Origin of the sequence: Streptomyces millisiae, assembly GCF_031845425.1 — a bacterium.
Classification (GTDB): domain Bacteria; phylum Actinomycetota; class Actinomycetes; order Streptomycetales; family Streptomycetaceae; genus Streptomyces; species Streptomyces millisiae.
Map to the genome: position 1 here is coordinate 1 of NZ_JAVREM010000029.1, position 25,877 is coordinate 25,877.

Consider the following 25,877-nt stretch of genomic DNA (forward strand, 5'->3'; position numbering starts at 1 on the left):
TCCGTGTTGCGGACCGGCCGTGGCCGGCCTGGCGGCCGTGCCGGCCGGGGAGGGCGTGCTCGCCCGCAGGCGGCCACGGCCGGGGCCGGGACCTGCCGGCTGGCGTGCCGCCTCGGCGCACTGCGCCGTGCTGTGGCGCTCCGCGCCTCACCCGGCGGCTGGCCGGGTACGGGCCGGGCCCGCGGCCGGCTGGCCGTCCGGAGCCCTCGGCCCGGTGTTGTCGGCCGCTGCCCGGGTGGCTGGCGCGCCACATCGGTGCACTGGCGGCCGGGTACGGGCCCGGGGCCCGTACCCGGCCGCGGCGCGGAGCGCCGGCCGTCCCGGGCGCAGGGCGGCGCTGGCCGCGCCGTGTCGGTTGTCGGCGCCGCTCCCGGCTGCGCCGGGATGGCGCCCTGAGGTGGGGACAGGAGGTCGTTGATGGTCGGCGGTGGTGAGGCCGTGGTCGGGTTGGGGCCGCGGGTGGCCGTGTGGGGGGCGCTCGGGGCCGTGTACCGGGCGCAGTTGTCGCGGGCGCGGGTGGCGCGGATTCCGTTGTTGTTCGTGGCGACGTTCCAGTCCGTCGGGATCATGGTCCTGATGCGTGGCGTCGTCGACGGCGGCGGGGAGGAGGCGCGGGCCGTGGTCGCGGGGTCGGCCGTGCTCGTCGTGGCCTTCGTCGCGCTCAACCTGCTCGCCCAGTACTTCGGGCACCTCCGCGCCGCCGGCGGGCTCGACCACTACGCGACGCTCCCCGTGCCCGGCGCCGCCGTGGCGTTGGGGACGGCGGCCGCGTACGCCTCGTTCACGGTGCCCGGGGTTCTCGTCACCGCCGTCGTGGGGGCCCTGCTCTACCAGCTGCCGCTGGGCGGCCTGTGGGTGGCGCTGGCCGTGGTGCCGCTCGCCGGGGCCGCGCTCGCCGGGCTCGGGGCCGCGCTCGGGCTGCTGGCGCCGCGGGCGGAGCTGGCCACCCTCTGCGGGCAGCTCGGCATGTCGGCGGCGCTGCTGCTCGGCGTGCTGCCCGAGTCCCGGCTGCCGGAGCTCGCCCGCTGGCTGCGCGAGCTGCTGCCGTCCAGCTACGGAGTGGACGCGCTGGCCGTCGCGCTCGACCCGCGGCCCGACTGGGGGTCGGTCGTCGCCAACCTCACCGTCTGCGCGGCCATCGGTGCCGTGGCGCTGGCCCTGGCGACCTGGGCGTACCGCAGGGCGGCGGTACGTTGAGCCGTTCATACGCCCGAACGGCCGTCCCGTTGGCCGAACACCCGGCCGGACCTGGCAGGATGACGGGGTGACCGCACCCGAGCCAACACCGGAACCGCGTCCCGCCCTCGATGGCGGCCACGACCCGTGGGGGGCCGCGAGCCCGCCCGCCCCGGCGGAGCCGGTCGCGCGGCGCTGGTGGCGGGAGATACGCGGGGCGCTGCTGGTCGCGGTGCCCGTCGCGGTGCTCACCGGGCCGCTGCTCGGTCTGCTCTGGCTGTGGCGGGCGCCCCGGGTGCCGCTCGTCGCCAGCGGCAACGACGTGATCCTCGCCGAGCCCGAGGGGCAGCAGGCCTTCGGCGCGGACGGCACCTTCTTCCTCGCCGGGCTCGCCGTGGGGGCCGTCGCCGGCGTGCTGGTGTTCCTGCTCCGCCGCCACGGCGGGGTGGCGTCCGTCATCGGGCTCGCCGCCGGCGCCCTGCTCGGCTCGTTCATCGCCTGGCGGATCGGCGTCTGGTTCGGCCCGGAGCAGGACGTGGCCGCGCACGCCCGCGCGGCCGGGGACGCCGTCTTCGACGCCCCGCTCGACCTGGGCGCCCGTGGGGTACTGCTCGGCCTGCCGTTCGCGGCGCTCGGCCTCCACCTGATCTGCACGGCGCTGTGGGGCCCCCGCGACCCGCAGCAGGTGCCCGCCGAGTTCCCCCGATGGGGTGAGGCGGCCGGTGGCCCGGGGCCTACTCCCGGGCGATCGGAGCAGTGACCGCGCCGGTCAGCCGGATCAGGTCGGCCGGCGCCAGCTCGATCTCCAGGCCCCGGCGGCCGGCCGACACGAACACCGAGGGCAGGTCGACCGCCGACCGGTCCACGACCGTCCGCAGCCGCCGCCGCTGCCCGAGCGGCGAGATCCCGCCCCGCACATAGCCGGTCGCGCGCTCGGCCGCCGCCGGGTCCGCCATCGCGGCCCGCTTGCCGCCGACGGCCGCGGCCAGCGCCTTCAGGCCGAGCGAGGCCGACACGGGCACCAGCGCCACCGTGAGTCCGCCGTCCACGTCGGCCACCAGGGTCTTGAACACGCGACCGGGGTCCACCCCGAGGACCCGGGCCGCCTCCTCGCCGTAGGACGCGACCGCCGGATCGTGCTCGTACGCGTGCAGCGTGAACGCCACCCCGGCCCCGCTCGCGGCCACCGTCGCCGGGGTGCCGCCCCGCTGCCCGCGCTTCGCCATGGATCCCCCCGGATCAGTTGAGGCTCGTCGGCCGGACCGTGAACTCGGTGCCCGGCACCGAGGGCAGCCGGGCGATCACCGCGGTCTCCTGCCGCAGGATCCGCAGCTCCTCGGCCAGCCGCGTCGCCGTGTCCTTGGCCTGCAGCAGCCGCTGCTTGTCCGCCGTGGGGAGCATCGTCGCGGCCGCCACCAGGTAGGAGACCACCGACGGGTCGTCCGGCAGCTCCTGCCGGGGCGCCAGCGTCCGCTCGTTGGCGCCGGCAAGCACCTTCTGGTAGCCGCGGAAGGCCCGCAGCACCCCGGTCGCCAGCGCCCCCGCGCCCTCGCCCGCGACCTCCTCCAACGGCTCGATCTCGGCCGTCAGATAAGGCCCGGTCGGGTCCACCGAGACCAGCCGGAACCGGGTGGTGCCGGTGGCCAGCACCTCGTACCCCTCGCCCCCCGTCCGCGGCCTGATGGTCGACGCGTCCGCCACGCAGCCCACGTCGTGGAAGGAGCGCCGTGGGTCCTCCGGGTCGAACCCGCCGGTGGGGCCCGGCTCGGGGCGCTCGCCGGCCTCCGGCAGCCCGAGCCCGCTCGGCGCGGTCTCCCGCCCGTCCCTGATGGCGACCACCGCGAACGGCCGCGGCGCCTCGTCGGGCAGTTCGAGGAGGTCGCGCATCATGGCGCGATAACGCTCCTCGAACACGTTGAGCGGCAGCACCAGCCCGGGGAACAGCACGGTGTTCAACGGGAAGAGCGGCAGGCGCGTGGTCGTCACGACCGGCCAGCCTATCGGCTGTGCCGAAGGCCGCTACCCGCGCACGCCCCGCGCGTGGCCCGCATGGTGAACGCGTCACCGGCCGGTTCCGGCCGTCTGCGAGACTGGTAACCGTGCTGAACCGAATCGATCTGCGGGACGCCCCGTCCGCCACGGACGGGATCGACCGCGACCTGCTGCCGCGCGCCGAGCTCGACGTCGAGGCCGCCCTGGAGAAGGTGCGGCCCATCTGCGAGAACGTGCGCCATCACGGCACCGCGGCGCTGATCGAGTACGCGGAGCGGTTCGACGGCGTCGCCATCGAGCGGGTGCGGGTGCCCGTCGAGGAGCTCGACCGGGCGCTGGCCGCCCTCGACCCGGCCGTCGGGGCCGCCCTGGAGGAGTCCGTCAGGCGCGCCCGCCTCGTCCACCGCGACCAGCGGCGCGCCGACTCCACCGTGCGCGTCGTGCCGGGCGGCACCGTCACCGAGCGGTGGATCCCCGTCGAGCGGGTCGGCCTCTACGTGCCCGGCGGCCGCGCCGTCTACCCCTCGTCCGTGGTGATGAACGTGGTGCCGGCCCAGGAGGCCGGCGTCGGCTCGCTCGCCGTGGCCTCGCCGCCGCAGGCCGAACACGGCGGCCTGCCGCACCCCACCATCCTCGCCGCCTGCGCCCTGCTCGGCGTCACCGAGGTCTACGCGGCCGGCGGCGCCCAGGCCGTGGCGATGTTCGCCTACGGCACCGAGGAGTGCCGCCCGGTCCGGCTCGTCACCGGGCCGGGCAACGTCTACGTCGCCGCCGCCAAGCGGCTGCTGCGCGGCGTGATCGGCATCGACGCCGAGGCGGGACCCACCGAGATCGCCGTGCTCGCCGACGACAGCGCGGACCCGCGGCTGGTGGCCGCCGACCTGATCAGCCAGGCCGAGCACGACGTGCTGGCCGCCGCGGTGCTGGTCACCCCGTCCGTGGCGCTCGCCGACGCGGTGGACGCGGAGCTGGCCCGGCAGGTGCCGGCCGCCAAGCACCAGGAGCGGATCGCCGAGGCGCTGGCCGGCCGGCAGTCCGGCACCGTGCTGGTGGCCGACCTCGACCACGGGCTCGCCGTCGTCGACGCGTACGCGGCCGAGCACCTGGAGATCATGACCGAGGACGCGGCCGCCGTCGCCGCCCGGGTCCGCAACGCGGGCGCCGTCTTCGTCGGCCCGTACGCCCCCGTCTCGCTCGGCGACTACTGCGCCGGCTCCAACCACGTGCTGCCCACCGGGGGCTGCGCCTGCCACTCCTCCGGGCTTTCCGTACAGTCGTTCCTGCGCGGTGTGCACGTCGTGGAGTACGACCGCGAGGCCCTGGCCGACGTCGCCCACCACGTGGTGGCCCTCGCCGAGGCCGAGGACCTGCCGGCCCACGGCTCGGCGGTCAGGGAGAGGTTCGCAGCCGACAGGAAGGCCGACCGGAAGGTTCCCCAGAGCAAGTGACCCGCATCGACGACCTCCCCGTCCGGGACGAACTGCGCGGCAAGTCCCCCTACGGCGCGCCGCAGCTCGACGTCCCGGTGCGGCTCAACGTGAACGAGAGCCCGTACCCGATGCCGGAGGAGCTGGTGCGGCGCATCGCCGAGCGCGTCTCGGACGCCGCCCGCACCCTCAACCGCTACCCCGACCGGGACGCGGTGGGCCTGCGCACCCAGCTCGCCGGCTACCTCACCCGCACCACGGGCCACCCGCTCGCGCCCAACCAGGTGTGGGCGGCCAACGGCTCCAACGAGATCCTGCAGCAGCTGCTCCAGGCGTTCGGCGGCCCCGGGCGCACCGCCCTCGGCTTCGACCCGTCCTACTCGATGCACCCGCTGATCTCCCGGGGCACCGGCACCGGTTGGATCTCCGGGCCGCGCACCGAGAGCTTCGACATCGACACCGAGGCCGCGGTCGCCGCCATCCACGAGCACCGGCCCGACGTGGTGTTCATCTGCTCGCCCAACAACCCGACCGGCACCGCCGTCTCGGTCGAGACGGTGCTCGCGCTGTACGAGGCGGCGCAGGCGGCCAGGGGCGGCCCGGGCGCGCTGGTGGTGATCGACGAGGCGTACGCCGAGTTCAGCCACCGGCCCTCGCTGCTCTCGCTGATCGAGGGGCGCCCCACGCTGGTCGTCAGCCGCACCATGTCCAAGGCGTTCGGCGCCGCGGGGCTGCGGCTCGGCTACCTCGCCGCCGACCCGGCCGTCGTCGACGCCGTGCAGCTGGTGCGCCTGCCCTACCACCTGTCGGCCGTCACCCAGGCCACCGCGCACGCCGCGCTGGAGTTCGCCGACACGCTGCTCGGCTACGTCGAGGAGCTCAAGGCCGAGCGGGACCGGCTCGTCGTCGAGCTGCGGGAGCTCGGCTGCGAGGTCACCGAGTCCGACGCCAACTTCGTGCAGTTCGGCCGCTTCGCCGAGCCGCACGACGTCTGGCAGCGGCTGCTCGACCACGGGGTGCTGGTGCGGGACAACGGGGTGCCGGGGCGGCTGCGGGTCACCGCGGGCACCCGGAAGGAGAACGACGCGTTTCTCGACGCGGTACGAGCCGTGATGAAGGAGATCAACCAATGACCCGCGTGGGTCGCGTGGAGCGCACCACCAAGGAGACCTCGGTGAAGGTCGAGATCGATCTCGACGGCACCGGAAAGGTCGACGTGTCGACCGGAGTCGGCTTCTTCGACCACATGCTCGACCAGCTCGGTCGGCACGGCCTGTTCGACCTCACCGTCACCACCGAGGGCGACCTGCACATCGACAGCCACCACACCATCGAGGACACGGCGCTCGCGCTGGGCGCCGCGTTCCGCGAGGCGCTCGGAGACAAGCGGGGCATCGTCCGGTTCGCCGACGCCTCGGTGCCGCTCGACGAGTCGCTCGCCCAGGTGACCGTCGACCTCTCGGGCCGCCCGTACCTGGTGCACCGGGAGCCGGAGAACATGGCGCCGATGATCGGCTCCTACGACACCACCATGACCCGGCACATCCTGGAGTCCTTCGTCGCCCAGGCCCAGATCGCGCTGCACGTGCACGTGCCCTACGGGCGCAACGCGCACCACATCGTGGAGTGCCAGTTCAAGGCCCTGGCCAGGGCGCTGCGCTACGCCAGCGAGATCGACCCCCGGCAGACCGGGATCCCGTCGACCAAGGGCGCGCTGTGAACGGGGTGTCGACCGCGCTGATCGTGGTCGGGCTCTTCCTGCTCGGCGGGGTGATCTCGTTCCTCAAGCAGGGGCTGCCCAGGGGCGTGGTCGTGCTGCTCGGCACCGGCAGCGCGCTCTGTCTCCTCGCCGGCGTCCTCAGGCTGGGGTAGCCGATGAGTGAGAAGAAGGTGGTGGTCTTCGACTACGGCTTCGGCAACGTGCGCTCCGCCGAGCGTGCCGTGGCCAGGGCGGGCGCCCAGGTCGAGATCACCCGCGACTACGACACCGCGCTGAACGCCGACGGGCTGCTGGTCCCCGGCGTCGGCGCCTTCGCCGCCTGCATCAACGGGCTGCGCGAGGCCCGTGGCGACTGGGTCGTCGGCCGGCGGCTGGCCGGCGGCCGGCCGGTGCTCGGCATCTGCGTCGGCATGCAGATCCTCTTCGCCCGCGGGATCGAACACGGCGTGGAGAGCGAGGGCCTGGACGAGTGGCCCGGCACGGTCGGCCCGCTGCGCGCCGACATAGTGCCGCACATGGGCTGGAACACCGTCGACGCCCCCGCCGACTCCGCGCTCTTCGCCGGCCTGTCGCCCGAGGACCGCTTCTACTTCGTGCACTCCTACGCCGTGCACGACTGGGAGCTGCCCACCCACCACGCGGCCCAGGCGCCGCCCAGGGTCACCTGGGCCACCCACGGCCAGCCGTTCGTCGCCGCCGTGGAGAACGGCCCGCTGTGGGCGACGCAGTTCCACCCGGAGAAGTCCGGCGACGCCGGCGCCCGCCTCCTCACCAACTGGATCGAGACCCTCTGATGTCCACGCTGCAACTGCTGCCCGCCGTCGACGTCCGCGACGGCCAGGCCGTCCGCCTGGTGCACGGCGTCTCCGGCACCGAGACCTCCTACGGCGACCCGCTCACCGCCGCCCTCGCCTGGCAGGCGGCCGGCGCCGAGTGGCTGCACCTGGTCGACCTGGACGCCGCGTTCGGCACCGGCGACAACCGGGAGCGGATCTCCGAGGTCACCCGCGCCATGGACATCAGGGTCGAGCTCTCCGGCGGCATCAGGGACGACGACTCGCTCGCCGCCGCGCTGGCCACCGGCTGCACCCGCGTCAACCTGGGCACGGCGGCGCTGGAGTCGCCGGAGTGGGTGGCCAAGGTCATCGCCGAGCACGGCGACCGCATCGCGGTCGGCCTCGACGTGCGCGGCACCACGCTGCGCGGCCGCGGCTGGACCAGGGACGGCGGCGACCTGTTCGAGACGCTGGAGCGGCTGAACTCCGAGGGCTGCGCCCGCTACGTGGTCACCGACATCAACAAGGACGGCACCCTGCAGGGCCCCAACCTGGAGCTGCTGCGCTCCGTCTGCGCGGCCACCGACCGCCCGGTGGTGGCCTCCGGCGGGGTCTCCTCGCTCGACGACCTGCGGGCGCTCGCCACCCTCGTGCCGGACGGCGTCGAGGGCGCCATCGTCGGCAAGGCCCTGTACGCCGGCGCCTTCACGCTGGAGGAGGCGCTGGCCGTGGTCGCCGGCGGAGAGGTCGCCGCATGAGCCTTGCCGTTCGGGTCATTCCCTGCCTCGACGTGGACGGGGGCAGGGTCGTCAAGGGCGTCAACTTCCAGAACCTGCGGGACGCGGGCGATCCGGTGGAGATGGCGCAGGTCTACGACGCCGAGGGCGCCGACGAGTTGACGTTCCTCGACATCACGGCCTCCTCCGGCAACCGGGAGACCACCTACGACGTGGTGCGCCGCACCGCCGAGCAGGTCTTCATCCCGCTCACGGTGGGCGGCGGTGTGCGGACCACGGAGGACGTGGACCGGCTGCTGCGGGCCGGCGCCGACAAGGTGGGCGTCAACACCGCGGCGATCGCCCGCCCCGAGCTGATCAGGGAGATCGCCCAGCGGTTCGGCAGCCAGGTGCTGGTCCTCTCGGTGGACGCGCGCCGCTGCCCCGACGGCACGAGCACGCCCTCCGGCTTCGAGGTCACCACCCACGGCGGCCGGCGCGGCACGGGGATCGACGCCGTGGAATGGGCGCACCGGGCCGCCGAGTTGGGCGCCGGCGAGATCCTGCTCAACTCGATGGACGCGGACGGCACCAAGGACGGCTACGACACGTCGATGATCGCCGCCGTCCGCAAGCACGTCACCGTCCCGGTGGTCGCCTCCGGCGGCGCCGGGCGGCGTGAGCACTTCGCCCCGGCCATCGAGGCGGGCGCGGACGCGGTGCTCGCCGCCTCCGTGTTCCACTTCGGCGACCTGCGGATCGGCGAGGTCAAGGAAGCGCTGCGGGGGGCCGGTCACCCGGTGCGCTGATAGGCCCCCGGCGGCCGCCAGTCGGCGATGCCGTCGAGGGCGCGCAGCGCGGCGGCCGGGCCGAGCAGTCCGGTCGCCGCGAACATCAGGGCCCTGGCCGCCACCGCGGGCCTCGACCGCCAGGCGGTGAGCGCCGCGACGCGGCGTGACCGCCGCGCCACCAGGGTGGTGCGGGGCAGCCGCCGCTCGGTGTACGCGGCCAACTCCCCTTCGGCGGTGGCGAGATGTGCCAGCACCACGGCGTCCTCGACGGCCTGGCAGCCGCCCTGGCCGAGGTTGGGCGTCATGGGGTGCGCGGCGTCGCCGAGCAGCGCGACCCGGCCGCGGTGGAACGCGGGCAGCGGAGTGGGCATGTCGTGCACGTCGTCGCGCAGGACGGCGTCCGCGGCGACGGCGTCGAGCAGTTGCGGCACCGGGGCGTGCCAGTCGCCGAACCGCCTGCGCAGTTCGGCCAGTTCGTCGTCCGGGGCGCGACCGCCTGGCGGGACGACGGCCGTCGCGTAGCAGTACACCCGGCTGCCGGCCAGCGGGGTGGTGCCCCAGAGCGTGCCGCGCCCCCATGTCTCGTGCGGCTCGTACCCGGTGGCAGGGGCGTCCGCGACGAACCGCCAGGCGGTGAGGCCGGCGTAGTCGGGTCCCGGGTGGTCGGGGAAGAGGGCGGCGCGGGTGGGGGAGTGGACGCCGTCCGCCGCGACCACCAACTCCGCTTCCACCGTTCCCCGTTCGGAGGTGACGCGGGCCGGCGCGCCGCCGGCGGCGCCGGGTTCGACGTGGGTGACGGTCGTGCCGGTCCTGACGGTGCCCTCGGGCAGCGCGCCGAGCAGCAGGTCGACGAGCTCGGCGCGGCGGGTGAGCACCACGGGCCCGCCGAAGCGGGCGGCCGCGGCCTCGCCGGTGGTCCGCGAGATCCACCGCCCGCGCGGGGTGCGGAGCCCGCCGGAGCCGGAGAAGGCGGCCCGCGCACGGACGGCGTCGCCGAGGCCGAGGACGTCGAGCGCCCGCTGGGCGTTGGGCGCGACCGCGATGCCGGCGCCCACCGGTTCGAGTACCCGGGCGCGTTCGAGGACCGTGACCCGCCAGCGGCGTCGCCACAGGGCGACGGCGGCGGTCAGGCCGCCGACGCCGGCGCCGACGACGACGGCTCGTGGCTGGGGCATGGCTCCTCCGGCGAGAGACGCGTTAACTACAGATGTAGTGCAGTCTAGCGCCTGGGACTACGGATGTAGTCGTGTGGTGGCCGCAGCCTTACGGTGGTGGCTCAGCGGACCCGGTCGTAGACGAGGGCCAACGTGCCGTGCTCGCCCGCGGTCTGGCTGACGAGCGTCCACTGTCCGGCGGGCAGGCCGTCCTCGAAGAGACGCGGCCCGCCGCCGAGGACGACCGGGAATATGGTGAGCGCCAGCCGGTCGACGGCGTCGGCCGCCAGCAGCGCCTTGATGACGCTCGCGCTGGACAGCACGAGGATGTCGCCGCCCTCGGTCGCCCGCAGGTCCGCGACCGCCTCGGCGGTCGACTTGTCGACGATCGTCGTCCGCTCCCACGGCGCCTCGTCGAGAGTGCTGGAGAGGACCACCTTGTCGGCGTCCACCAGCCACTTCGCGAACCCCTCGTCGCGCGGGTCGGCGCCCTCCATGCCGATGACGGTGGGCCAGAAGCCCAGGAAGCCCTCGGCGTTGACCCGCCCGAGCAGGGCCGTCGTCGCCGACTCCCAGAGGCTGGTCAGGTGGTCGCGAGCGACGTCGGAGACGGCGTACGGCATCACCCAGCTCATGTCCAGCGGGTTGTCCGGCTTGGCGTAGCGGCCGTCGAGGGAGAGGCTCATGTTGGTGACGACGCGGCGGCCGGCGGTCTGCTGGGTCATTTCGTGCTCCTTGCGTTGGTGCTGTCGGTGTCGTGTGAGTCGGTGGCGAGGGGCGCTGCGAGGGTCGCCGCGAGCCGGTCCAGGCTCTGGCCGAAGCCGAGCTCGATGCCCGCGACGAAGTCCGCGGACTCGACGGTGCTGTCGGTGAGGCGCCAGTGGACGTCGAGGTCCGTGCCGGTGTCGCTGGGGCGGAGGCGGAGGTCGACATGGGCCGTGAAGGCGAGGCCCCCGTCGGGAAGCAGCGGGGAGAGGCGGTAGGCGAGGCGCTCGCCGGGGCGAACGTCGTCGACGACTCCCTCCGCGCGCCCGACGACCGGGTCGGAGCCGTCGGTGTCCTCGGCGTCGCGGTACTCCTGGACGATCCGCCCACCCGGCCGCGCCTCGAAGACGAGCTCGGAGACGCGGAGGTCGTCGGGCGTCCACCAGTGGGCGAGCAGGGCGGGCTCGGTCAGGTGGCGCCAGACCAGCTCGGGGCCGGCCGCGAGGGACCTGTGGAAGGCGAACGAGCGGTCGTCGGCCCACCCGGAATCCGTGGCGGCGAGCCGCTCCGCGCGGAGGCTGAGCCCGTGCTCGTCGAAGGCGGCACGCGGGCCGTCGGCCCGGTCGGCGGTGTCGGCGAGCCGGCCGAGCGCGGCGGCGAGCTCGCGCAGCGGACCGGGCCGGAGCGCGTAGACGCGGCGCTGACCGGTGCGCTGGGAGGTGACGACGCCGACGCGTTCCAGGGTCTGCAGGTGCTTGGTCGTCTGTGGCTGCCGCGCCCCGGCGAGCTGGGCGAGCACGCCGACCGAGCGGGGTCGCTCGGCCAGCAGGCCCACGAGCCGCCAGCGGGCCGGGTCGGCCAGCGCGGTGAGGAGTGCGTCCATGCCCAGAAGTATTCTCCATGACGAATATTCGTGTCAAGGAATAAGTTCGCCGGGTGTCGGCCCGTATAGGTTCGTCCGGTGAGCAAGGCGCGTATCGATGTGATCGCCGACGCCGCGCTCGGCCTGCTGGCCGAGCGCGGCGCCCGGGGACTGACCCACCGCGCGGTCGACGAGGCGGCCGGGCTGCCGCCCGGCTCGACATCCAATCGGGCGCGGACCCGCACCGCGCTGCTCGAACTGGCGACCAGGCGCCTCGCCGCGCGCGAGGCGGCGGTCCTCGGCGCCGGCGAACCGCTGCCCGCCGGCGCGGAGCCGGAGGCGGCGGGGGCGGTGCTGGCGACGGCCCTGCACCGGTCGATCACCGAGGGCGCCGACCTGACCAGGGCCCGCGTCGAACTGGCCCTGGAGGCGACCCGCAACCTCGAACTCCGTGCCGTCTACGACGAGTTCGGCCGTGGGTTCCGGGACGTGCTGGCCGCCATGCTGGCCGCGCTCGGCGCCCCAGAACCCGCGCGTCAGGCCCGCTCCCTGGCCGCCTGGTGCGAGGGCGTCCAGTTCCGATTCGTAGCCGGCGCGGAGTCCGCGACCCCGCCGAGCGAGGCCGAACTCCGCACCGGCATCACCGAGTTGCTGCGCGGGATGCTGGCCGCCTAGCTAGGCGGCGGGTTGGCGCAGCATCGCCTCGACGAGGTCGGCCGCTCGCGTGGTGCCGCCCTCGGCGCGGGCCTCTTCCCGCAGCCGTCGCGAGCGTCGCGCCACCTCGGGGTCGTCGACCAGTTCGGTGAGTGCCGCCCGCAGCGCCTCCGCCGTGGCGTCCGCCGTGTCGAGGCGGCGGGCCACACCGAGCTCGACCAGCCGGTCCGCGTTCATGAACTGGTCGACGGCCTGCGGCACGGCGATCATCGGCACGCCCGTGAACAGCCCTTCGCTGCTGCCGCCCATCCCGGCGTGGGTCACGAACGCGTCGGCCTGCTCCAGGATCGCCAGCTGCGGCACCCAGGGGTGCGTCTCGACGTTGGCCGGGATCTCGCCCAACTCGGCCGGGTCGGTGTGCCGGCCGATCTGGAGCACCACGTGCCAGCCCGGCAGGTCGCCGAAGGCCCGCAGGCACCGGCGGTAGAACTCGGGCTGGCGGGTGTAGGCGGAGCCCAGCGAGACCAGCAGCACCCGCTCGGCGCCGGCCGGGCGGGTCCACGCGTCGCGCGCCGCGCGGGTGCCGAAACAGGGGCCGACGAAGGTCACCGTCCCGGTGTCGACCCGGTCGGCCTGCGGCTGCATCGCCCGGGGGATCAGCGCCAGGGCGCGCGACGGGCGCCCGGAGAAGGCGTCCACGTCGGTAGTGGTCGCGCCGCACGAGCCGAGCCAGTCGGCGAACCTGGCGCGGTACGCGGCCGCGCCCGGCAGCTGCCAGATCTGGGCGGCGACCTCCTCCTCGTATCCCTTCCAGGCCACGTAGGTCGGCGACAGCTGGAGCAGCGGACGCCCCTGGGCCTCGGCGAGGGCGCGGGCCGCGTAGGCGCCGATGTCGTACAGGTAGAGGTCGGCAGGGTCCGGGTCGTAGGCGGCCCGGAGCTGGGGGAGTGCCTGGACGGCGTCGTCGAGGAAGCAGCCCATGGCGGCGATCGGGTCGTCCGGCCAGTCGTTGTCGTCGACCGGCAACGTGGAGTGGCAGGGCACCAGTTCGGCGCCCGTCTCCCTGATGCGCTCGGCGACGCGTGCGACGCGCGGGTCGTTGGCGTAGGTCACGCGGTGCCCGCGGGACACCAGCTCGCGGATGACTTCGAGGCTCGGCAGGACGTGGCTGATGGCGGGGATGCCGACCATGGCGATATGGGCACGGCGACGGGACATGGAGATCACTCGTTTCAGATCTACGGCGAGAAAGGGAACGACGAGCCGGGGCACCGCCGTTGGCGGCGCCCGCACGACACGTGGAGCGGAGGCCGGGCGCTGCCCGGGGTCCGCGTCAGCCGTAGATCTGAAGCATGTGCATGGGGGCAGGCTACCCGGACGTGATCACGCGCGCACCCGGGTTGTGGTCGCGGGGATGATGGCGCGTTCCAACAGCCCTTGCAGCGTGCGCTGTTCGTCCTGCGAAAGGGCGGCGAGCGGGGAGTCCTCGCCGAGGAGGGCGAGCAGCCGCTCCCGGAGCGCGGTGCCGTCCGGGGTGAGGACCAGGTGCCTGGCGCGGCGGTCGGTGGGGTGCGGGCGGCGCTCGATGAGCCGCTGCTTCTCCAACCTGTCGACGACGAAGGTGGCGTTGGAGGGCTCGCAGCTCATTCGCTCGGCGAGCTCCCGCATGGTCATCGGCCCGCTGAGCTCGCGCAGCGCGGTCGCCTGCGGCGCGGTGAGCCCGAGCGTGGCGGCGCGTTGGCGCAGGTGCTCGGCGATCTGCTGGGCCATCCCGTTCACCAGGCCGCACAGCTGCCGCTCGGCGACGGCCCGCGTCTCCTGATCGTCGATGCTCATGCGGGCCATCCTAGCTCAAGCCTGGATATTGTGAGCTTGAATGTTTCTAGCTTGATGCTTTATGGTCGCCGCCATGGACACGGACGAACGACTGCGCACCCCCGCGACTCTCAGGTCGCTCCGGCTCGGCGAGACCACGGTGACCTACGTGCCGGACGGAGCCGTCCAGCTCACGCCGCGCGGCTGGCTCCCCACCACGACGGACGAGGACTGGGCCGCCCACCCCGAGTACCTGGACGCCTCGGGCCACCTCGCCGCCGGCATCGGCGGACTGCTGGTGGAGCGGGGCGACCGCGCCCTGCTGATAGACGCCGGCTTCGGCCCCCGGACACTCCCGGCCGAACCGGGCAGCGCCATCGGCGCCATCCACGGCGGCGCGCTCCTCGACAACCTGGCCCGAATCGGCCGCGCGCCACGGGACATCGAGGCCCTGGCCTTCACCCACCTGCACGTCGACCACCTCGGCTGGGCCGGCCACCCGGCCCTCGCCCACGCCCCCCACCTGGTCGCCGAGCCCGAGTGGACCCAACGCGACCTGCTGCAGTCGCACGGCACCGGCAAGGACGTCCTCGACGCGCTCGCCCCGCACGTCCGGACCGTCGCGGACGGCGAGGAGATCTTCCCCGGCGTCCATGTCCGCCTGGCCCCCGGCCACACCCCCGGCCACGCCGGCTACGTCATCGCCTCCGGCGGCCGCCGCCTGATCGCCTTCGGCGACGCCCTGCACTCCCCGATCCAGATCAACCACCCGGAGTGGCACGCGGCCCCCGACCACGACACGACCTGGTCGACGGACGTCCGCCGCCAACTGATCGCCGAACTCCGGGAACCCGACACGATCGGCTTCGGCATCCACTTCGCGGACGTGCCCTTCGGCCGGGTCCTGGCGGACGGCGACCGCCTGGCCTGGGTGCCGGTGGATGCGTGACGGAACATCTGGGACGTGCGGCGTCTGGCCGCGAGCGCGCTTCAGCGAGTCGGCGACTTGGCGGAGGGCGTCTCGACGTACGACGCCAGGTTGGCCAGCGAGGAGGCGATGCCGGCCTCGTGGTCGGCCTGGGCGATGCCGGGTGGCACGTCGGTGGCGGTGACGGTCACCTCGGTCCCCTCGCCGGCCGGGGTGAGCTGCCAGGTCATCGTCATGGTGCCGGCGTACGACGGGTCGTCGGCCTCGAACACGGCCCGCTGCACCACGCGTTCCCCTGGTACCAGGTCGGCGAACCCGACCTCGACGACGTCCGTCGCGTCCGACGTCTTGCCGGGGCTGTCGGTGGGGTCGAGATAGGTGAGGACCATCCGGAACCCGCCGCCGGGCCGGGGGTCCCACCACTCGACCCGCCCCCGCATGCCGTCCGGCGGCAGCCACGCCTCGATGGCCTCCCGGTCGAGGAGGGCGTCGTAGACGGTCGTCTGTGGTGCCGCGATCAGCCGGCTGGCGCGGTCGGTCCTTCCCATGGGCTGAGTCTAGGTGCGGGGACGACGACGGGAGCCGGCGGGATCACGCCTCCGCCAGGTAGCTCGCCAGCGCCCGGCGGCTGCGTTGGAGGCCGGTGATGCGGTCGTCCATGGTGGCCAGCTCGCGGCTCAGGACGGCGCGGAGGTCGTCGCACCAGGTGAGGTGGGCGGGGTCGCGCAGTTCGCCGCGGACGCAGGGGAGGACGGTGCGGATCACGTCGGTGGAGAGGCCGATGTCCAGCAGGGTGCGGATCTGTCGGACGGTGGCGACGGCGTGCTCGTCGTACTCGCGGTAGCCGTTCACGCCCCGGCGCGCGGTGAGGAGGCCCTGGGCCTCGTAGTAGCGCAGCGAGCGGTGGCTCGCCCCGGTCAGTCTCGACAGCTCTCCGATCAGCATGTGACGCACACCATCCGTGTTTGACCTTTCCACCGGTGTCAGGGCCTAACGTCGCCGGCGCTGTGAACATTCCGGATTTCCAGGGAGCTGACCATGGCCTTCTTCGTCGTGCAACGGAACGGGCGGCCGGCGAGCGCCGAGGAGCTCGCGCCGTTGGCGTTCGCGGGATACGCGCACTTCACGGCCGCGCAGGTGCGGGGCGGGCGGATCAGAGGGCTCGATCTCCATCTGGCGCGGTTGCGGTCGGCGTCGGTGGAGCTGTTCGGGCGGGCGTTGCCCGACGAGCGGGTGCGGGAGCTGCTGCGGGCCGCGCTCGGGGAGTCGCCGGCCGACGTCTCGCTGACGGCGACGGTGTACTCGTCGGCGGGGGAGTTCACCGCCGCCGGGGGTGAGCTGGACGTGCTGGTGCGGACCGGGCCGCCCACGGACGGGCCGGCGGGTCCGCTGGCGTTGGACGTGGTGGAGCACGAGCGGACGCTGCCGGGGGTGAAGCACGTGGGGGAGGTGGCCAAGACGTACCTGTTGCGCGGGGCCGTGGCCGAGGGCTTCGACGACGCGGCGTTCGTGGACCGGCGGGGCCGGTTGAGCGAGGCGACGATCTGGAACCTGGCGTTCTGGGACGGCGAGGCGGTGGTGTGGCCGGAGGCCGAGGTGCTCGGCGGGGTCACGATGGGGATCCTGCGCCGGCGGTTGGCGGGGCTCGGGGTGCCGCAGCGGGTCTCGGAGGTCACGCCGGCCGACGTGGCGGCGCTGAGGGGGGCGGTGGTGATGAACTCGTGGACGCCGGCGGTGCCGGTGCGTCGGATCGGGGCCGTGGAGCTGCCGGCGGCGCCGGCGTTCGTCGCGGCGCTGCGACGGGGGTACGAGGCGGAGCCGCCGACCGCTCCCTGACCAGGGCGGGGGCCGCCGCGTGCCCGTTTCGGGCACGCGGCGGCCGTGCGGGGTACCCGAACGGGCAGACCGATCTCGCCTTGTGGGTGGTTGCCGCTGGCATGAGGCTTGGGGGAGATCGACCGCATCCCAGGCACCCCCGACCCAACGCCGCCCGTTTCGGCGACCGAGGAGATGGCATGCCCATGTCACAGAACGGTGAGTCCTTCGTCCAGACCGTCCGGGGCCCGGTCGGCGTCGACGACCTCGGCGTCACGCTCATGCACGAGCACCTGTTCGTGCTGACCCCCGACGTCCAGCAGAACCAGCCGCACCTGTGGAACGAGGAGGAGCGCGTCGACGACGCCGTGGCCAAGCTGACGACGGCCTACGAACTCGGCGTGCGCACCTTCGTCGACCTCACCGCGATCGGCCAGGGCCGGTTCATCCCGCGGGTCCAGAAGGTGGCCGCCCGGGTGCCGCTCAACATCATCGTCGCGACCGGCGTCTACACGTACCACGACGTCCCCTACTTCTTTCACTACCGCGGCCCGGGGCGGCTCTTCGAGGGGCCGGAGCCCATGACCGAGCTGTTCGTGCGCGACATCACCACCGGCATCGCGGACACCGGGGTCCGCGCCGCCGTGCTCAAGTGCGCGACGGAGGAGGCCACCGTCTCCGAGGGCGTCGAACGCGTGCTGCGCGCCACCGCCCAGGCCCACCGCGAGACCGGCGCGCCCATCACCACCCACTCCAACGCCTACGTCCGCAACGGCCTTCCGCAGCAGAAGATCCTCGCCGAGGAGGGCGTGGACCTCAGCCACGTGATCATCGGCCACAGCGGGGACACCGACGACCTCGACTACCTCAAGGAGTTGATGGACGCCGGCTCGACCATCGGCATGGACCGGTTCGGCCTCGACAACTTCACCCCCCACGAGAAGCGGGTCCGCATCGTCGCCGACCTCGTCGCCGCCGGCTACGCCGACCGCATGGTCCTCTCCCACGACTGCCCCTGCTTCATCGACTACTTCACCCAGGAGGACATGGCGGCGACCCTGCCCGACTGGGACTACACCCACCTGCACCGCCGCGTCATCCCCGCGCTGCTCGAACTCGGCGTCACCGAGGAGGACATCCGCGTGATGCTCGTGGACAACCCGCGCCGCTACTTCACCCCCGTCGCACCCTACTGACCCCCGATCACGCGCAACACCGCGAAGGAGCCCCCGACATGAAGACCCGACTGACCGGCGACAGCGGACTCGAACTCTCCGCGATCGGCCTCGGCTGCATGGGCATGAGCTGGGTCTACGCCGAGTCCGAGCGCGACGACGCCGAGTCCGACCGCGTCATCAAGCGCGCCGTCGACCTCGGCGTCACCTTCATCGACACCGCGGACCTCTACGGCCCGTTCACCAACGAGGAGCTGGTCGGACGCGCGCTCGCCGGCCGGCGTGACGAGGTCGTGCTGGCCACCAAGTGCGGCCTGGTGCCGGACATGTCGCTCTACCCGACCAAGGTCAAGGTGACGCCCAACGGCCGTCCCGAGCACATCAGGGCCTCCATCGACGGCAGCCTGCGCCGCCTCGGGACCGACCACGTCGACCTCTACCAGCTGCACCGCATCGACCCCGAGGTGCCCATCGAGGAGTCCTGGGGCGCCATGGCCGAGCTGGTCGCCGCCGGCAAGGCCCGGCACATCGGGCTGTCCGAGGCCAAGGTCGAGCACCTGGAGCGCGCCTCCGCCATCCACCCGGTCGCCACCCTCCAGTCCGAGCTGTCGCTGTGGTCGCGGGACCCGCTGGCCGACGTGCTGCCCTGGTGCCAGGCGAACGGCGTCGGCTTCCTGCCGTTCTCGCCGCTCGGCCGCGGCTTCCTGACCGGCACCATCCGCAGCGCCGACCAACTGCCGCCCAGCGACTTCCGCGCCCAGCAGCCGAGGTTCGCGCCCACCGCGCTGGAGCGGAACCTGCGCATCGTGGACGGCGTCGAGAAGGTCGCCCAGCGCCACGACGCCACCCCGGCCCAGGTCGCCCTGGCCTGGGTGCTCGCCCAGGGGCCGCACGTCGTGCCGATCCCCGGCAGCACCAGGCTTGCGCACCTGGAGGACAACGTGAAGTCCGTCGACCTGGAACTGGGCGAGGCCGACCTCGTCGAGCTCGACGGCCTGCCCGCGCCCGTCGGCACCCGCTTCTGACCCCGGCCTCCGGTACCGCAGCCGACCGTCCGCCACCCTCCCCCGGCCGCCGCCGGGCGGGGCACCCAGGAAGGTGACCGCGCACCATGCCGAGCCCCGGCTTCCCCCACGCACCCCAGGCCCCCACCATCCCCACGCCCGACATCGGGTTCCACTCCACCATCAGCCGCAGCCGCGTGCACCGCGCGGCGCTGGCCGAGACGTTCGTCACCGACATCGTGCCGCTCGCCGCCGACCTGTTCGCCTGCGGTGCGCAACTCCCGCGTTCCCACGCCTACTTCGGCGACGGCGGCCGGGCGCCCGCGCACCACGACACGCTGCTGCTGGTCGAGGTCGTCCGGCAGGCCGTGATGGCCGGCGCCCACGAGTTCCACGACATCCCGGAGCGCGACAAGTTCGTCCTCACCCACAACCGGATCGCCGTCACCTCACTGCCCGGACTCCGCGTCGGACCGGCCCCGGCGCAGCTGACCGTCAACGTCCGCGTCGTCCGCACCGTGCTGCGCGACGACGCGGTCCGCGGCCTCGACTTCGAGGCCATCCTCATCATCGAGGGACACCCGGTGGCCGAGGTCGGCATGGGCATGGTCTACAAGACCCCCGACTCCTACGCCCGGCTGCGCGAACGCGGCCGGGCCGAGGCCGGACTCGCCGCCGAGGGAGTGCCGCTCGCGCCCCTCCAGGCCATCGCCCCCGACCTGGTCGGCCGCCGCGACCAGGACAACGTCGTGCTCGCCGCGCCGCGCGTCACCGGGCCCGGCGAGGTCACCGCCGACATCCGGGTCGACCAGGACCACCCCAGCATGTTCGACCACCCGCAGGACCACGTCCCCGGCATGGTGATGAACGAGGCGTACCGGCAGATCGCCCTGCACGCCGCCGACGCCACCCACGCGCTCCACCCGTTCCGCGGCCGGCTCACCGGGCTCGACGCCGTCTTCGTCCGGTTCGGCGAGCTCGACCTGGCCACCACCGCGACCGCCACCGCCGGCGCCCCGGTCACCAGGGGCGGGCTGCTGACCGTGCCGGTCACCGCGACGCTCGGCCAGCGGGACACGCCGATCTCCACCGCCGAGATCGAACTCACCTACCTGCGGCAGGGAGGTTGAGCGCCGTGCCGACCACGACCGACGTGGCCATCGTCGGCGCGGGACCCACCGGACTGGTCGCGGCCTGCGAACTCCTGCGCCACGGGATATCGGTCCGGCTGATCGACGCCAGACCCGAACCCTCCGCCCACTCCAAGGCGTTGCTGCTGTGGCCGCGCAGCATGGACGTGCTCGACCGGCTCGGCGTCGCGCGGGCGGCGGCCGGAAAGGCCATCCCGCTGCGGCGGTTCAGCTACTACTCGTCGAAACGCCCGGTCGCGCACATCGACTTCGACACCGCGACCTTCCCGCAGTGCCTGCCGCAGCGCTCCACCGAGCAGGTGCTGACCACCCTGCTGCACGAACTGGGCGGCACGGTGGAACGCGGCCGGCGGCTGGTCGAGCTCGACCAACGCCCCGAGGGCGTACGCCTGGTGACCCGGGCCCCGGACGGCGCGACCGACACCATGACCGCCGGCTGGGTGATCGGCGCCGACGGCGCGCACAGCACGGTGCGCGAGCTGCTCGGCATCGAGTTCGTCGGCGCCACCTACCCCAACACCTTCATGCTGGTCGACGCCTTCGCCACCGCCCGCCGGCGCGGCGCGGGCGGCGACCTCCTCGCCCGCGACATCGCCCACTACTACCAGTCGCCCGGCGGCGTCCTGGTGGTGGTCCCGCTGCCCGACGGCCGCTCCCGGTTCTTCGTCAACGCGCCGACCGGGCAGCGGCAGGCCAGCCTCGAACTGCTCCAGGACGTGGTGGAACAGCGTGGCCCGGGCGGCGTCGACCTGGCGGACCCGGAGTGGATCAGCACCTTCGAGGTCCACCACCGGCTGGTCACCCGCATGCGCGGCGGACGCTGCTTCCTCGCCGGCGACGCCGCCCACATCCACTCGCCCGCCGGCGGCCAGGGCCTCAACACCGGCCTCCAGGACGCCCACAACCTCGCCTGGAAGCTGGCCGCCGTGATCACCGGGCGCGCCGCGCCGACGCTGCTCGACACCTACCACAGGGAACGCCACGCGGTGGCCCGCCAGGTGGTCAGGGACACCGACATCCAGACCAGGGCCTGGCTGGTGTCGGCCCCCTGGAAGGTGCGGGTCCGCGACGTGCTGCTGCGCGCCGCCGACTCCACCGGCGTGCTCACTCGCCGGTACGCGCCCGTGATGGCGGGCCGCCGCATCACCTATCCGCCCATGCTGCGCCCGCCGGGACGGCGGGCACGCGCGCACGGCGGTGTCGGCGCCGCGTTCCCCGCCAGGCTGCCGGCCACCGGCCCGCAGCGGGACGGCTACCGCCTGGTGACCGTCGGCTCCGGCGCCCTCGCCCGGCGGGCCGGGGCCGTGGCCGCCGACTGGCCCGGCCTCCTCACGCACCACGCGCTCGACCAGGCCCGCGTGCCGTCGCTGCCCTGCGCCAGGGACGGCTACTACCTCGTCAGGCCCGACGGCTACGTCGCCGACCACGGGCACCCCGATGACCTGGAGTCCGTGCACGCGCTGCTCGCCGCGTTCCACCCCGCGCGGGTGGCCGCGCCCGCCCCCACCTCCGAGGAGCACCCCATGACCACCGTCACCGACCCGGACGCGGGAGCCGCCTCCCACGACGGGCCCTGGAAGGAACTCGGCGCCGAACTCGAGGTCGACACCCGCGACGCCAGGTCCTGGGTGGAGCGCATCCCGCGCGGCGAGAGCCGTCCGTTCCACACCCACCACAGGCCGTGGCTGACCATCGTCGTCAGCGGCGGCTCGGCGCAGGTGAGCGACGCCGAGGGCGGCGAGCCCGAGGACGTCGAACTCGTCACCGGCACGGTCAAGTTCAACCCGCTCCCGGCGGGCGGCAGCGTCCGGCACGCGCTGCGCAACACCGGAGAAACCGACCTGGTGCTGGTCGCGGTCGAGCTCGGCGCGGCGGGTGACGCGCGATGACCACCCGCACCCAACGGCCCTACCTGGTGTTCTGCGACGTCGACGAGACGCTGATCAGCACCAAGAGCATGTTCGACTTCCTGGCCTTCCACACCCCGCCCGGCGTCTACCGGCGGGTGGCGGGGGAACTGCGCTCGATGGCCGACCGCGGCGTCCCCCGTACCGAGGTCAACCGCGCCTACTACCGGGCCTACCGCGGCGCCCCGGTGGCGGAGATCCGCGAGGCCGGCCGCCGTTGGTACGCCGACCGCGCCGCGCGCGAGGGCTTCTACCTGGCCGACACCCTCCGCGCGCTGCGCGAACACCGGCGGGCCGGGGCCGCGTTGGTGCTGGTCTCCGGCTCCTTCGACGCCTGCCTCGACCCGATCGCGGAGGCCGTGGACGCCAGCCACGTGCTGTGCACCAGGCCGCTGACCGCCCGCGGCCGCTACACCGGGGAGATCGAGACCCCCATGATCGGCGAGCACAAGGAGGCCGCCGTCCAGCGGCTGCTGGACGAGCACTCGACCGTCGACCCCGCCGACTGCTACGCCTACGGCGACCACCCCAGCGACCTGCCGATGCTCGACCTCGTCGGCCACCCGGTCGCCGTCGGCGACCACCCCGAGGTGCTCGCGCACCTCGCCGCGCGCCGGCGCCGCCGCGCGGGACACAGCACCGCGGGGCACAGCACCGCGGTACGACCGACCGCGAGAGGAGCGAGGGCATGACCGCCTTCCCCGAAGGCACCCCGGGCACCGGCATCGTCGGCGTGGGCTCCCACCTGCCGAGCCAGGTGGTGTCCAACAGCGTCGTCGCCGCCCGGGCCGGCGTCACCCCGGAGTGGATCGTCCGCAAGACCACGATCAGGGAACGGCGTTACGCCGGCCAGTACGAGGCGACCTCGGACCTGGCGGTCAAGGCGGCCCGGGCCGCGCTCGCCGACGCCGGGATCACCGCCGACCAACTCGGCTGGGTGCTGGTCGCCACCTCCACCCCCGACCAGCCGCAGCCCGCCACCGCCTGCCTGGTGCAGCACCAGATCGGCGCCCACCAGGCCGCGGCCTTCGACATCAACGCGGTGTGCGCCGGCTTCGTCTTCGCGCTCGCGGCCGGCGCCCGCCTGATGTCGGGCACCGGCGGCTACGGCCTGGTCATCGGCGCCGACGTCTACTCGCGCATCATCGACCCGAGCGACCGCAAGACGGCGATCCTCTTCGGCGACGGGGCGGGCGCCGTGGTGCTCGGCCCGGTGCCGCGCGACCGCGGCTTCGTGGGCGGCGGCATGTCGAGCCGCGGCGACCTGTCCGGGCTCATCCGCGTCGAGGCCGGCGGCAGCCGCGTACCGGCGAGCAAGGAGAGCGTCATCGACGGCTCGCACCACTTCCGGATGGACGGACGCGGCGTCAGGGAGTTCGTCACCGACCAACTGCCGGCGGCCGTCGCGAGCGTGCTCGACGCCAACGGCCTGACCGGCGACGACGTCGACCACTTCGTCCCGCACCAGGCCAACGGCGCGCTGCTGGCCGACGTCTGGCCGCTGCTCGGGCTGGGCCGGGCCCGGCAGGTGCTCACCGTGGAGCGACACGGCAACACCAGCGCCGCCTCCATCCCGATCGCGCTCGACCACGCCCGTGGCGAGGGCGCGTTCGCGGACGGCGACCTGCTGCTGCTCGCCGGTTTCGGCGGCGGCATGTCGGTGGCCACCGCGCTCATCCGCTGGCACGAACGGCCTGCGGCCGGCGAAGGAGGGACTCGTCATGCGGACTGAGCCTGCGGCGCGGCGGGATCGCGGTCCGTTGTGGGATCCTCGCCCGCCGTGCGACGACGCCGTCGCCTGCTGGTCGATGGGCGGCGGCCTGCCGGGCCGCCAGGTCTGCCCGCCGGGCTGCGACGCGCTCGGCGGCGAGCCCGTGGCGCCCGGCTCACGTGGCGAACCCGGCGGCTAGCGCGCGGTGTCGCCCGGCTCGCGCGGCGGATCCCCGGCGACGCGCTCGACGACGAGCGCGACCGGGGCGCTGCGGCGCCCCGTCGCACGGCAACCCGGCGCGCCGACGAGGCGACCGCCGGGCCCGTTCCGCGGACTGTCACACGCTCGACGAGGAACGCGGCTGATCTTCGTCGGGCAGCGGTCCGCGTGGCGGGACCCGCGGGGCGATGATCCGTCGCGCGCACTCCGCCACGAACCGCTCGTGCTCGGCCAGGACGGCCTCGTCCGGCTCCCCGCCGAAGAGCAGCCGCACGATCTGCGGCACCGCGAACCAGTAGTTGACCATCCCGAGCAGCACGATCATCAGGTGTCTGGGGTCCAGCTCGGGGTCGACGGTGCCGGCCTCCTGGGAGGCGCGGACGGCGTCGAGCTTGTCGGCGAAGTGGGCGCGGCGCTCCTCGATCGCCGCGTCGCTCCGCATCCCGATCCCCTCCATCCCCTCCCACAGACAGAGCCTCAGATAGCGCGGATCGTGCCGGTAGTGCCGGAACAGGCCCGCCACGTACTCGTCCAGCGCGTTGGCCTCAGGGGTGACGGTGTCCCCGTTGTGCCGCAGGTACTCGCTGAGCACCTGCTCGAGCAGCTCCTCCTTGAGGCCGTAGTAGCGGTAGATCGACTCCTTGTTCGCCCGCGCGTTGCGGGCGATCCGGTCCACCCTGGCCCCGGCCACGCCGTGCTCGGCGAACTCGGCGAGCGCGGCGGCCATGATGCGGCTCTTGGTGTCCAGCGACGTCATATGCCACTTCCTCCACGGGGTTGCCACACGGGAAACCATGCGGTTTCATGACGATAGCGCCCAACCAAACGGTTTGACTGTGTGGTTTGACTCCTTCGTCTAACTAACTAGTTGCAGCTGGGTAACCCAACCCGGCCCCGAAGGAAGACAGTTCGCATGCAGATAACGCCATCCCCCCGCTTTGTCTGGCTGCTGACGCTCGCGTGCGGCCTGACGGTGGCGAACCTGTACTACACACAGCCGTTGCTGCACGCCATCTCGGAGAGCTTCGGCGTCTCCCAGGGCAGCACGGGCGCCGTCGTGACCGCCACCCAACTCGGATACGCCGCAGCCCTGGTGCTCCTCGTGCCGCTCGGCGACATCGTGCCGCGCCGCCCGCTGGTGTGCGGCCTGCTGCTGGTCGACGCCGCCGCCCTCACCGTCAGCGCGGCGGCGCCCAACCTCACCACCCTGATCGTCGCCGCCTGCGTCGTCGGCGTCAGTTCCGTGGTGGTGCAGATCCTGGTCCCGTTCGCGGCCTCGGTGGCCGGCGACGCCCAACGCAACCGCGTCATCGGGATGCTGCTGAGCGGGATGTTGATCGGCGTGCTGCTCTCCCGCACCTTCGCCGGGCTCGTCTCCGAGGCCGTCAGCTGGCGCGCGGTCTACGCGCTCGCCGCCGTCTTCATGCTGCTCGCCGCCTCCGTCCTGTTCCGGCTGCTCGGCCCGCGCCCCGCCGACCTCAGCATCACCTACCGGCAGCAGATGCGGGCCATCGTCTCGGTCGCCGCCAGCCAGCCCGTGCTGCGCCGCCGTTCGCTCATCGGCGCCTGCGTCTACGCGGCCTTCAACTGCTTCTGGACGACGGCGGCGTTCCTGCTCGCGGACGACCCCTACCACTTCGACCAGGGCGACATCGGCCTGTTCGGCCTGGTCGGCGTCGCGGGCGCGCTCACCACCAACCTGGCCGGCCGGTACATGACCGACGCGCGGCAGAGCGTGCTCTCCGGGGTGATGCTCTCCGCGCTGGCGCTCTCCTTCCTCGCGATGGGGGCCGGCGGCGAGAGCCTGCTGCTGCTGATCGTCGGGGTGTTGGTGATGGACGCGACGGTGCAGGGCGTGCACCTGCTCAACCAGGGAGTGATCTACGCCCTCTCGCCCAGCGCGCGCGCCCGGCTGACGGCCGTCTACATGACGAGCTACTTCATCGGCGGCGCGCTCGGCTCGGCCATCGGCTCCGCCGCCTACCAGATGGCGGGCTGGGCGGGCGCCTCGGCGGCCGGCGGCGGCCTGTCGCTGGTCGCGTTCCTCGCCTGGGCCGTCAGGCCCAGATCCACCAAGCGCGCGGAGTCGACCGGACCGCAGGCTCCGGAAATCGCCACCGCCCGTACCAGCTAACGTTTACACGCACGTTTCCGAGACGATGTGCGGTACTTCGGCAGG

General features: G+C 73.8%; 30 protein-coding genes. 20 read left to right on the forward strand and 10 right to left on the reverse strand.

Annotated elements, in window-relative coordinates:
* The first annotated feature begins 417 nt into the window (after window positions 1-417).
* Window positions 418-1,197, forward strand: a complete 780-nt coding sequence (locus RNC47_RS20705) for an ABC transporter permease (protein WP_311600921.1) — start codon at window positions 418-420, stop codon at window positions 1,195-1,197.
* A gap of 67 nt (window positions 1,198-1,264) precedes the next feature.
* The gene (locus tag RNC47_RS20710; RefSeq protein ID WP_311600923.1) at window positions 1,265-1,936 is read left to right on the forward strand and encodes an ABC transporter permease; all 672 of its coding nucleotides are present in this window, start codon (window positions 1,265-1,267) and stop codon (window positions 1,934-1,936) included.
* Here RNC47_RS20710 and ybaK read toward each other — a convergent pair.
* Together ybaK and RNC47_RS20720 are read right to left on the reverse strand one after the other, a co-directional pair.
* On the reverse strand, window positions 1,911-2,402 hold the full coding sequence (ybaK, locus tag RNC47_RS20715) for a Cys-tRNA(Pro) deacylase (protein WP_311600925.1): 492 nt from the start codon (window positions 2,400-2,402) through the stop codon (window positions 1,911-1,913). The two genes, RNC47_RS20710 and ybaK, sit on opposite strands and share 26 nt — an antisense overlap.
* A 13-nt stretch (window positions 2,403-2,415) precedes the next feature.
* A complete protein-coding gene (locus RNC47_RS20720) occupies window positions 2,416-3,162 on the reverse strand; it encodes an LON peptidase substrate-binding domain-containing protein (protein ID WP_311600927.1) in 747 nt (248 codons plus the stop codon).
* Between the two features lie 113 nt (window positions 3,163-3,275).
* On the opposite strand from RNC47_RS20720, the gene hisD reads away from it, so the two are divergent.
* From hisD to hisF, 7 genes are read left to right on the forward strand one after another with little or no spacing between them, the layout of a single operon-like run.
* Complete coding sequence (hisD, locus tag RNC47_RS20725; RefSeq protein WP_311600929.1) at window positions 3,276-4,616, forward strand: histidinol dehydrogenase; 1,341 nt, start codon at window positions 3,276-3,278, stop codon at window positions 4,614-4,616.
* The gene (locus RNC47_RS20730) at window positions 4,613-5,728 is read left to right on the forward strand and encodes a histidinol-phosphate transaminase (RefSeq protein ID WP_311600931.1); all 1,116 of its coding nucleotides are present in this window, start codon (window positions 4,613-4,615) and stop codon (window positions 5,726-5,728) included. Before hisD ends, RNC47_RS20730 begins: the two co-directional genes overlap by 4 nt.
* Complete coding sequence (gene hisB, locus RNC47_RS20735) at window positions 5,725-6,315, forward strand: imidazoleglycerol-phosphate dehydratase HisB (protein WP_311600933.1); 591 nt, start codon at window positions 5,725-5,727, stop codon at window positions 6,313-6,315. Before RNC47_RS20730 ends, hisB begins: the two co-directional genes overlap by 4 nt.
* Window positions 6,312-6,467: a hypothetical protein gene (locus tag RNC47_RS20740; RefSeq protein ID WP_311600935.1), complete on the forward strand. Its 156-nt coding sequence runs from the start codon at window positions 6,312-6,314 to the stop codon at window positions 6,465-6,467. Before hisB ends, RNC47_RS20740 begins: the two co-directional genes overlap by 4 nt.
* A 3-nt stretch (window positions 6,468-6,470) precedes the next feature.
* Window positions 6,471-7,109, forward strand: coding sequence for an imidazole glycerol phosphate synthase subunit HisH (hisH, locus tag RNC47_RS20745; RefSeq protein ID WP_311600936.1), 639 nt, complete (start codon window positions 6,471-6,473; stop codon window positions 7,107-7,109).
* Entirely contained in the window at window positions 7,109-7,849 is a 741-nt protein-coding gene (gene priA / locus RNC47_RS20750) for a bifunctional 1-(5-phosphoribosyl)-5-((5-phosphoribosylamino)methylideneamino)imidazole-4-carboxamide isomerase/phosphoribosylanthranilate isomerase PriA (RefSeq protein ID WP_311600937.1), read from the forward strand. The genes hisH and priA overlap by 1 nt, the downstream gene beginning before the upstream one ends.
* Window positions 7,846-8,616, forward strand: a complete 771-nt coding sequence (gene hisF, locus RNC47_RS20755; protein WP_311600938.1) for an imidazole glycerol phosphate synthase subunit HisF — start codon at window positions 7,846-7,848, stop codon at window positions 8,614-8,616. The genes priA and hisF overlap by 4 nt, the downstream gene beginning before the upstream one ends.
* On the opposite strand, the gene RNC47_RS20760 is transcribed toward hisF, so the two are convergent.
* From RNC47_RS20760 to RNC47_RS20770, 3 genes are all read right to left on the reverse strand, one after another.
* Complete coding sequence (locus RNC47_RS20760; RefSeq protein WP_311600939.1) at window positions 8,601-9,773, reverse strand: FAD-dependent monooxygenase; 1,173 nt, start codon at window positions 9,771-9,773, stop codon at window positions 8,601-8,603. The two genes, hisF and RNC47_RS20760, sit on opposite strands and share 16 nt — an antisense overlap.
* Window positions 9,774-9,874: 101 nt before the next feature.
* Entirely contained in the window at window positions 9,875-10,477 is a 603-nt protein-coding gene (locus tag RNC47_RS20765; RefSeq protein ID WP_311600941.1) for a dihydrofolate reductase family protein, read from the reverse strand.
* Window positions 10,474-11,340, reverse strand: a complete 867-nt coding sequence (locus RNC47_RS20770) for a metalloregulator ArsR/SmtB family transcription factor (protein ID WP_311600942.1) — start codon at window positions 11,338-11,340, stop codon at window positions 10,474-10,476. The genes RNC47_RS20765 and RNC47_RS20770 overlap by 4 nt, the downstream gene beginning before the upstream one ends.
* Before the next feature lie 78 nt (window positions 11,341-11,418).
* On the opposite strand from RNC47_RS20770, the gene RNC47_RS20775 reads away from it, so the two are divergent.
* The gene (locus tag RNC47_RS20775; RefSeq protein WP_311600943.1) at window positions 11,419-11,994 is read left to right on the forward strand and encodes a TetR/AcrR family transcriptional regulator; all 576 of its coding nucleotides are present in this window, start codon (window positions 11,419-11,421) and stop codon (window positions 11,992-11,994) included.
* Here RNC47_RS20775 and RNC47_RS20780 read toward each other — a convergent pair whose 3' ends face one another.
* Window positions 11,995-13,191, reverse strand: coding sequence for a macrolide family glycosyltransferase (locus tag RNC47_RS20780; RefSeq protein WP_311600944.1), 1,197 nt, complete (start codon window positions 13,189-13,191; stop codon window positions 11,995-11,997).
* 165 nt (window positions 13,192-13,356) lie between these two features.
* Window positions 13,357-13,809: a MarR family winged helix-turn-helix transcriptional regulator gene (locus RNC47_RS20785; protein WP_311600945.1), complete on the reverse strand. Its 453-nt coding sequence runs from the start codon at window positions 13,807-13,809 to the stop codon at window positions 13,357-13,359.
* 73 nt (window positions 13,810-13,882) lie between these two features.
* On the opposite strand from RNC47_RS20785, the gene RNC47_RS20790 reads away from it, so the two are divergent.
* Entirely contained in the window at window positions 13,883-14,737 is an 855-nt protein-coding gene (locus tag RNC47_RS20790) for an MBL fold metallo-hydrolase (protein WP_311600946.1), read from the forward strand.
* Window positions 14,738-14,778: 41 nt separating this feature from the next.
* Here RNC47_RS20790 and RNC47_RS20795 read toward each other — a convergent pair whose 3' ends face one another.
* On the reverse strand, window positions 14,779-15,264 hold the full coding sequence (locus tag RNC47_RS20795) for an SRPBCC family protein (RefSeq protein ID WP_311600947.1): 486 nt from the start codon (window positions 15,262-15,264) through the stop codon (window positions 14,779-14,781).
* Between the two features lie 43 nt (window positions 15,265-15,307).
* The gene (locus RNC47_RS20800) at window positions 15,308-15,661 is read right to left on the reverse strand and encodes a MerR family transcriptional regulator (protein ID WP_311600948.1); all 354 of its coding nucleotides are present in this window, start codon (window positions 15,659-15,661) and stop codon (window positions 15,308-15,310) included.
* 93 nt (window positions 15,662-15,754) lie between these two features.
* On the opposite strand from RNC47_RS20800, the gene RNC47_RS20805 reads away from it, so the two are divergent.
* From RNC47_RS20805 to RNC47_RS20840, 8 genes are all read left to right on the forward strand, one after another.
* Complete coding sequence (locus RNC47_RS20805; RefSeq protein ID WP_311600949.1) at window positions 15,755-16,552, forward strand: aminotransferase class IV family protein; 798 nt, start codon at window positions 15,755-15,757, stop codon at window positions 16,550-16,552.
* 179 nt (window positions 16,553-16,731) lie between these two features.
* The gene (locus tag RNC47_RS20810) at window positions 16,732-17,727 is read left to right on the forward strand and encodes a phosphotriesterase family protein (RefSeq protein ID WP_311600951.1); all 996 of its coding nucleotides are present in this window, start codon (window positions 16,732-16,734) and stop codon (window positions 17,725-17,727) included.
* 38 nt (window positions 17,728-17,765) lie between these two features.
* A complete protein-coding gene (locus RNC47_RS20815; protein WP_311600952.1) occupies window positions 17,766-18,731 on the forward strand; it encodes an aldo/keto reductase in 966 nt (321 codons plus the stop codon).
* Between the two features lie 86 nt (window positions 18,732-18,817).
* Window positions 18,818-19,840 carry a ScbA/BarX family gamma-butyrolactone biosynthesis protein gene (locus RNC47_RS20820; protein WP_311600953.1) on the forward strand — a complete coding sequence of 341 codons (1,023 nt, stop codon included), beginning with the start codon at window positions 18,818-18,820 and terminating at the stop codon, window positions 19,838-19,840.
* Between the two features lie 5 nt (window positions 19,841-19,845).
* The gene (locus RNC47_RS20825) at window positions 19,846-21,750 is read left to right on the forward strand and encodes an FAD-dependent monooxygenase (RefSeq protein WP_311600954.1); all 1,905 of its coding nucleotides are present in this window, start codon (window positions 19,846-19,848) and stop codon (window positions 21,748-21,750) included.
* Window positions 21,747-22,460, forward strand: coding sequence for an HAD family hydrolase (locus RNC47_RS20830; RefSeq protein ID WP_311600955.1), 714 nt, complete (start codon window positions 21,747-21,749; stop codon window positions 22,458-22,460). Before RNC47_RS20825 ends, RNC47_RS20830 begins: the two co-directional genes overlap by 4 nt.
* Window positions 22,457-23,500 carry a 3-oxoacyl-ACP synthase III family protein gene (locus RNC47_RS20835; RefSeq protein ID WP_311600957.1) on the forward strand — a complete coding sequence of 348 codons (1,044 nt, stop codon included), beginning with the start codon at window positions 22,457-22,459 and terminating at the stop codon, window positions 23,498-23,500. The genes RNC47_RS20830 and RNC47_RS20835 overlap by 4 nt, the downstream gene beginning before the upstream one ends.
* Window positions 23,490-23,678, forward strand: a complete 189-nt coding sequence (locus RNC47_RS20840) for a hypothetical protein (protein ID WP_311600958.1) — start codon at window positions 23,490-23,492, stop codon at window positions 23,676-23,678. Before RNC47_RS20835 ends, RNC47_RS20840 begins: the two co-directional genes overlap by 11 nt.
* Before the next feature lie 138 nt (window positions 23,679-23,816).
* Here the strand turns inward: RNC47_RS20840 and RNC47_RS20845 are convergent, their stop codons facing one another.
* Window positions 23,817-24,455, reverse strand: coding sequence for a TetR family transcriptional regulator (locus RNC47_RS20845; RefSeq protein ID WP_311600959.1), 639 nt, complete (start codon window positions 24,453-24,455; stop codon window positions 23,817-23,819).
* Between the two features lie 156 nt (window positions 24,456-24,611).
* On the opposite strand from RNC47_RS20845, the gene RNC47_RS20850 reads away from it, so the two are divergent.
* Window positions 24,612-25,832, forward strand: coding sequence for an MFS transporter (locus RNC47_RS20850; protein WP_311600960.1), 1,221 nt, complete (start codon window positions 24,612-24,614; stop codon window positions 25,830-25,832).
* Window positions 25,833-25,877: the final 45 nt, after the last annotated feature.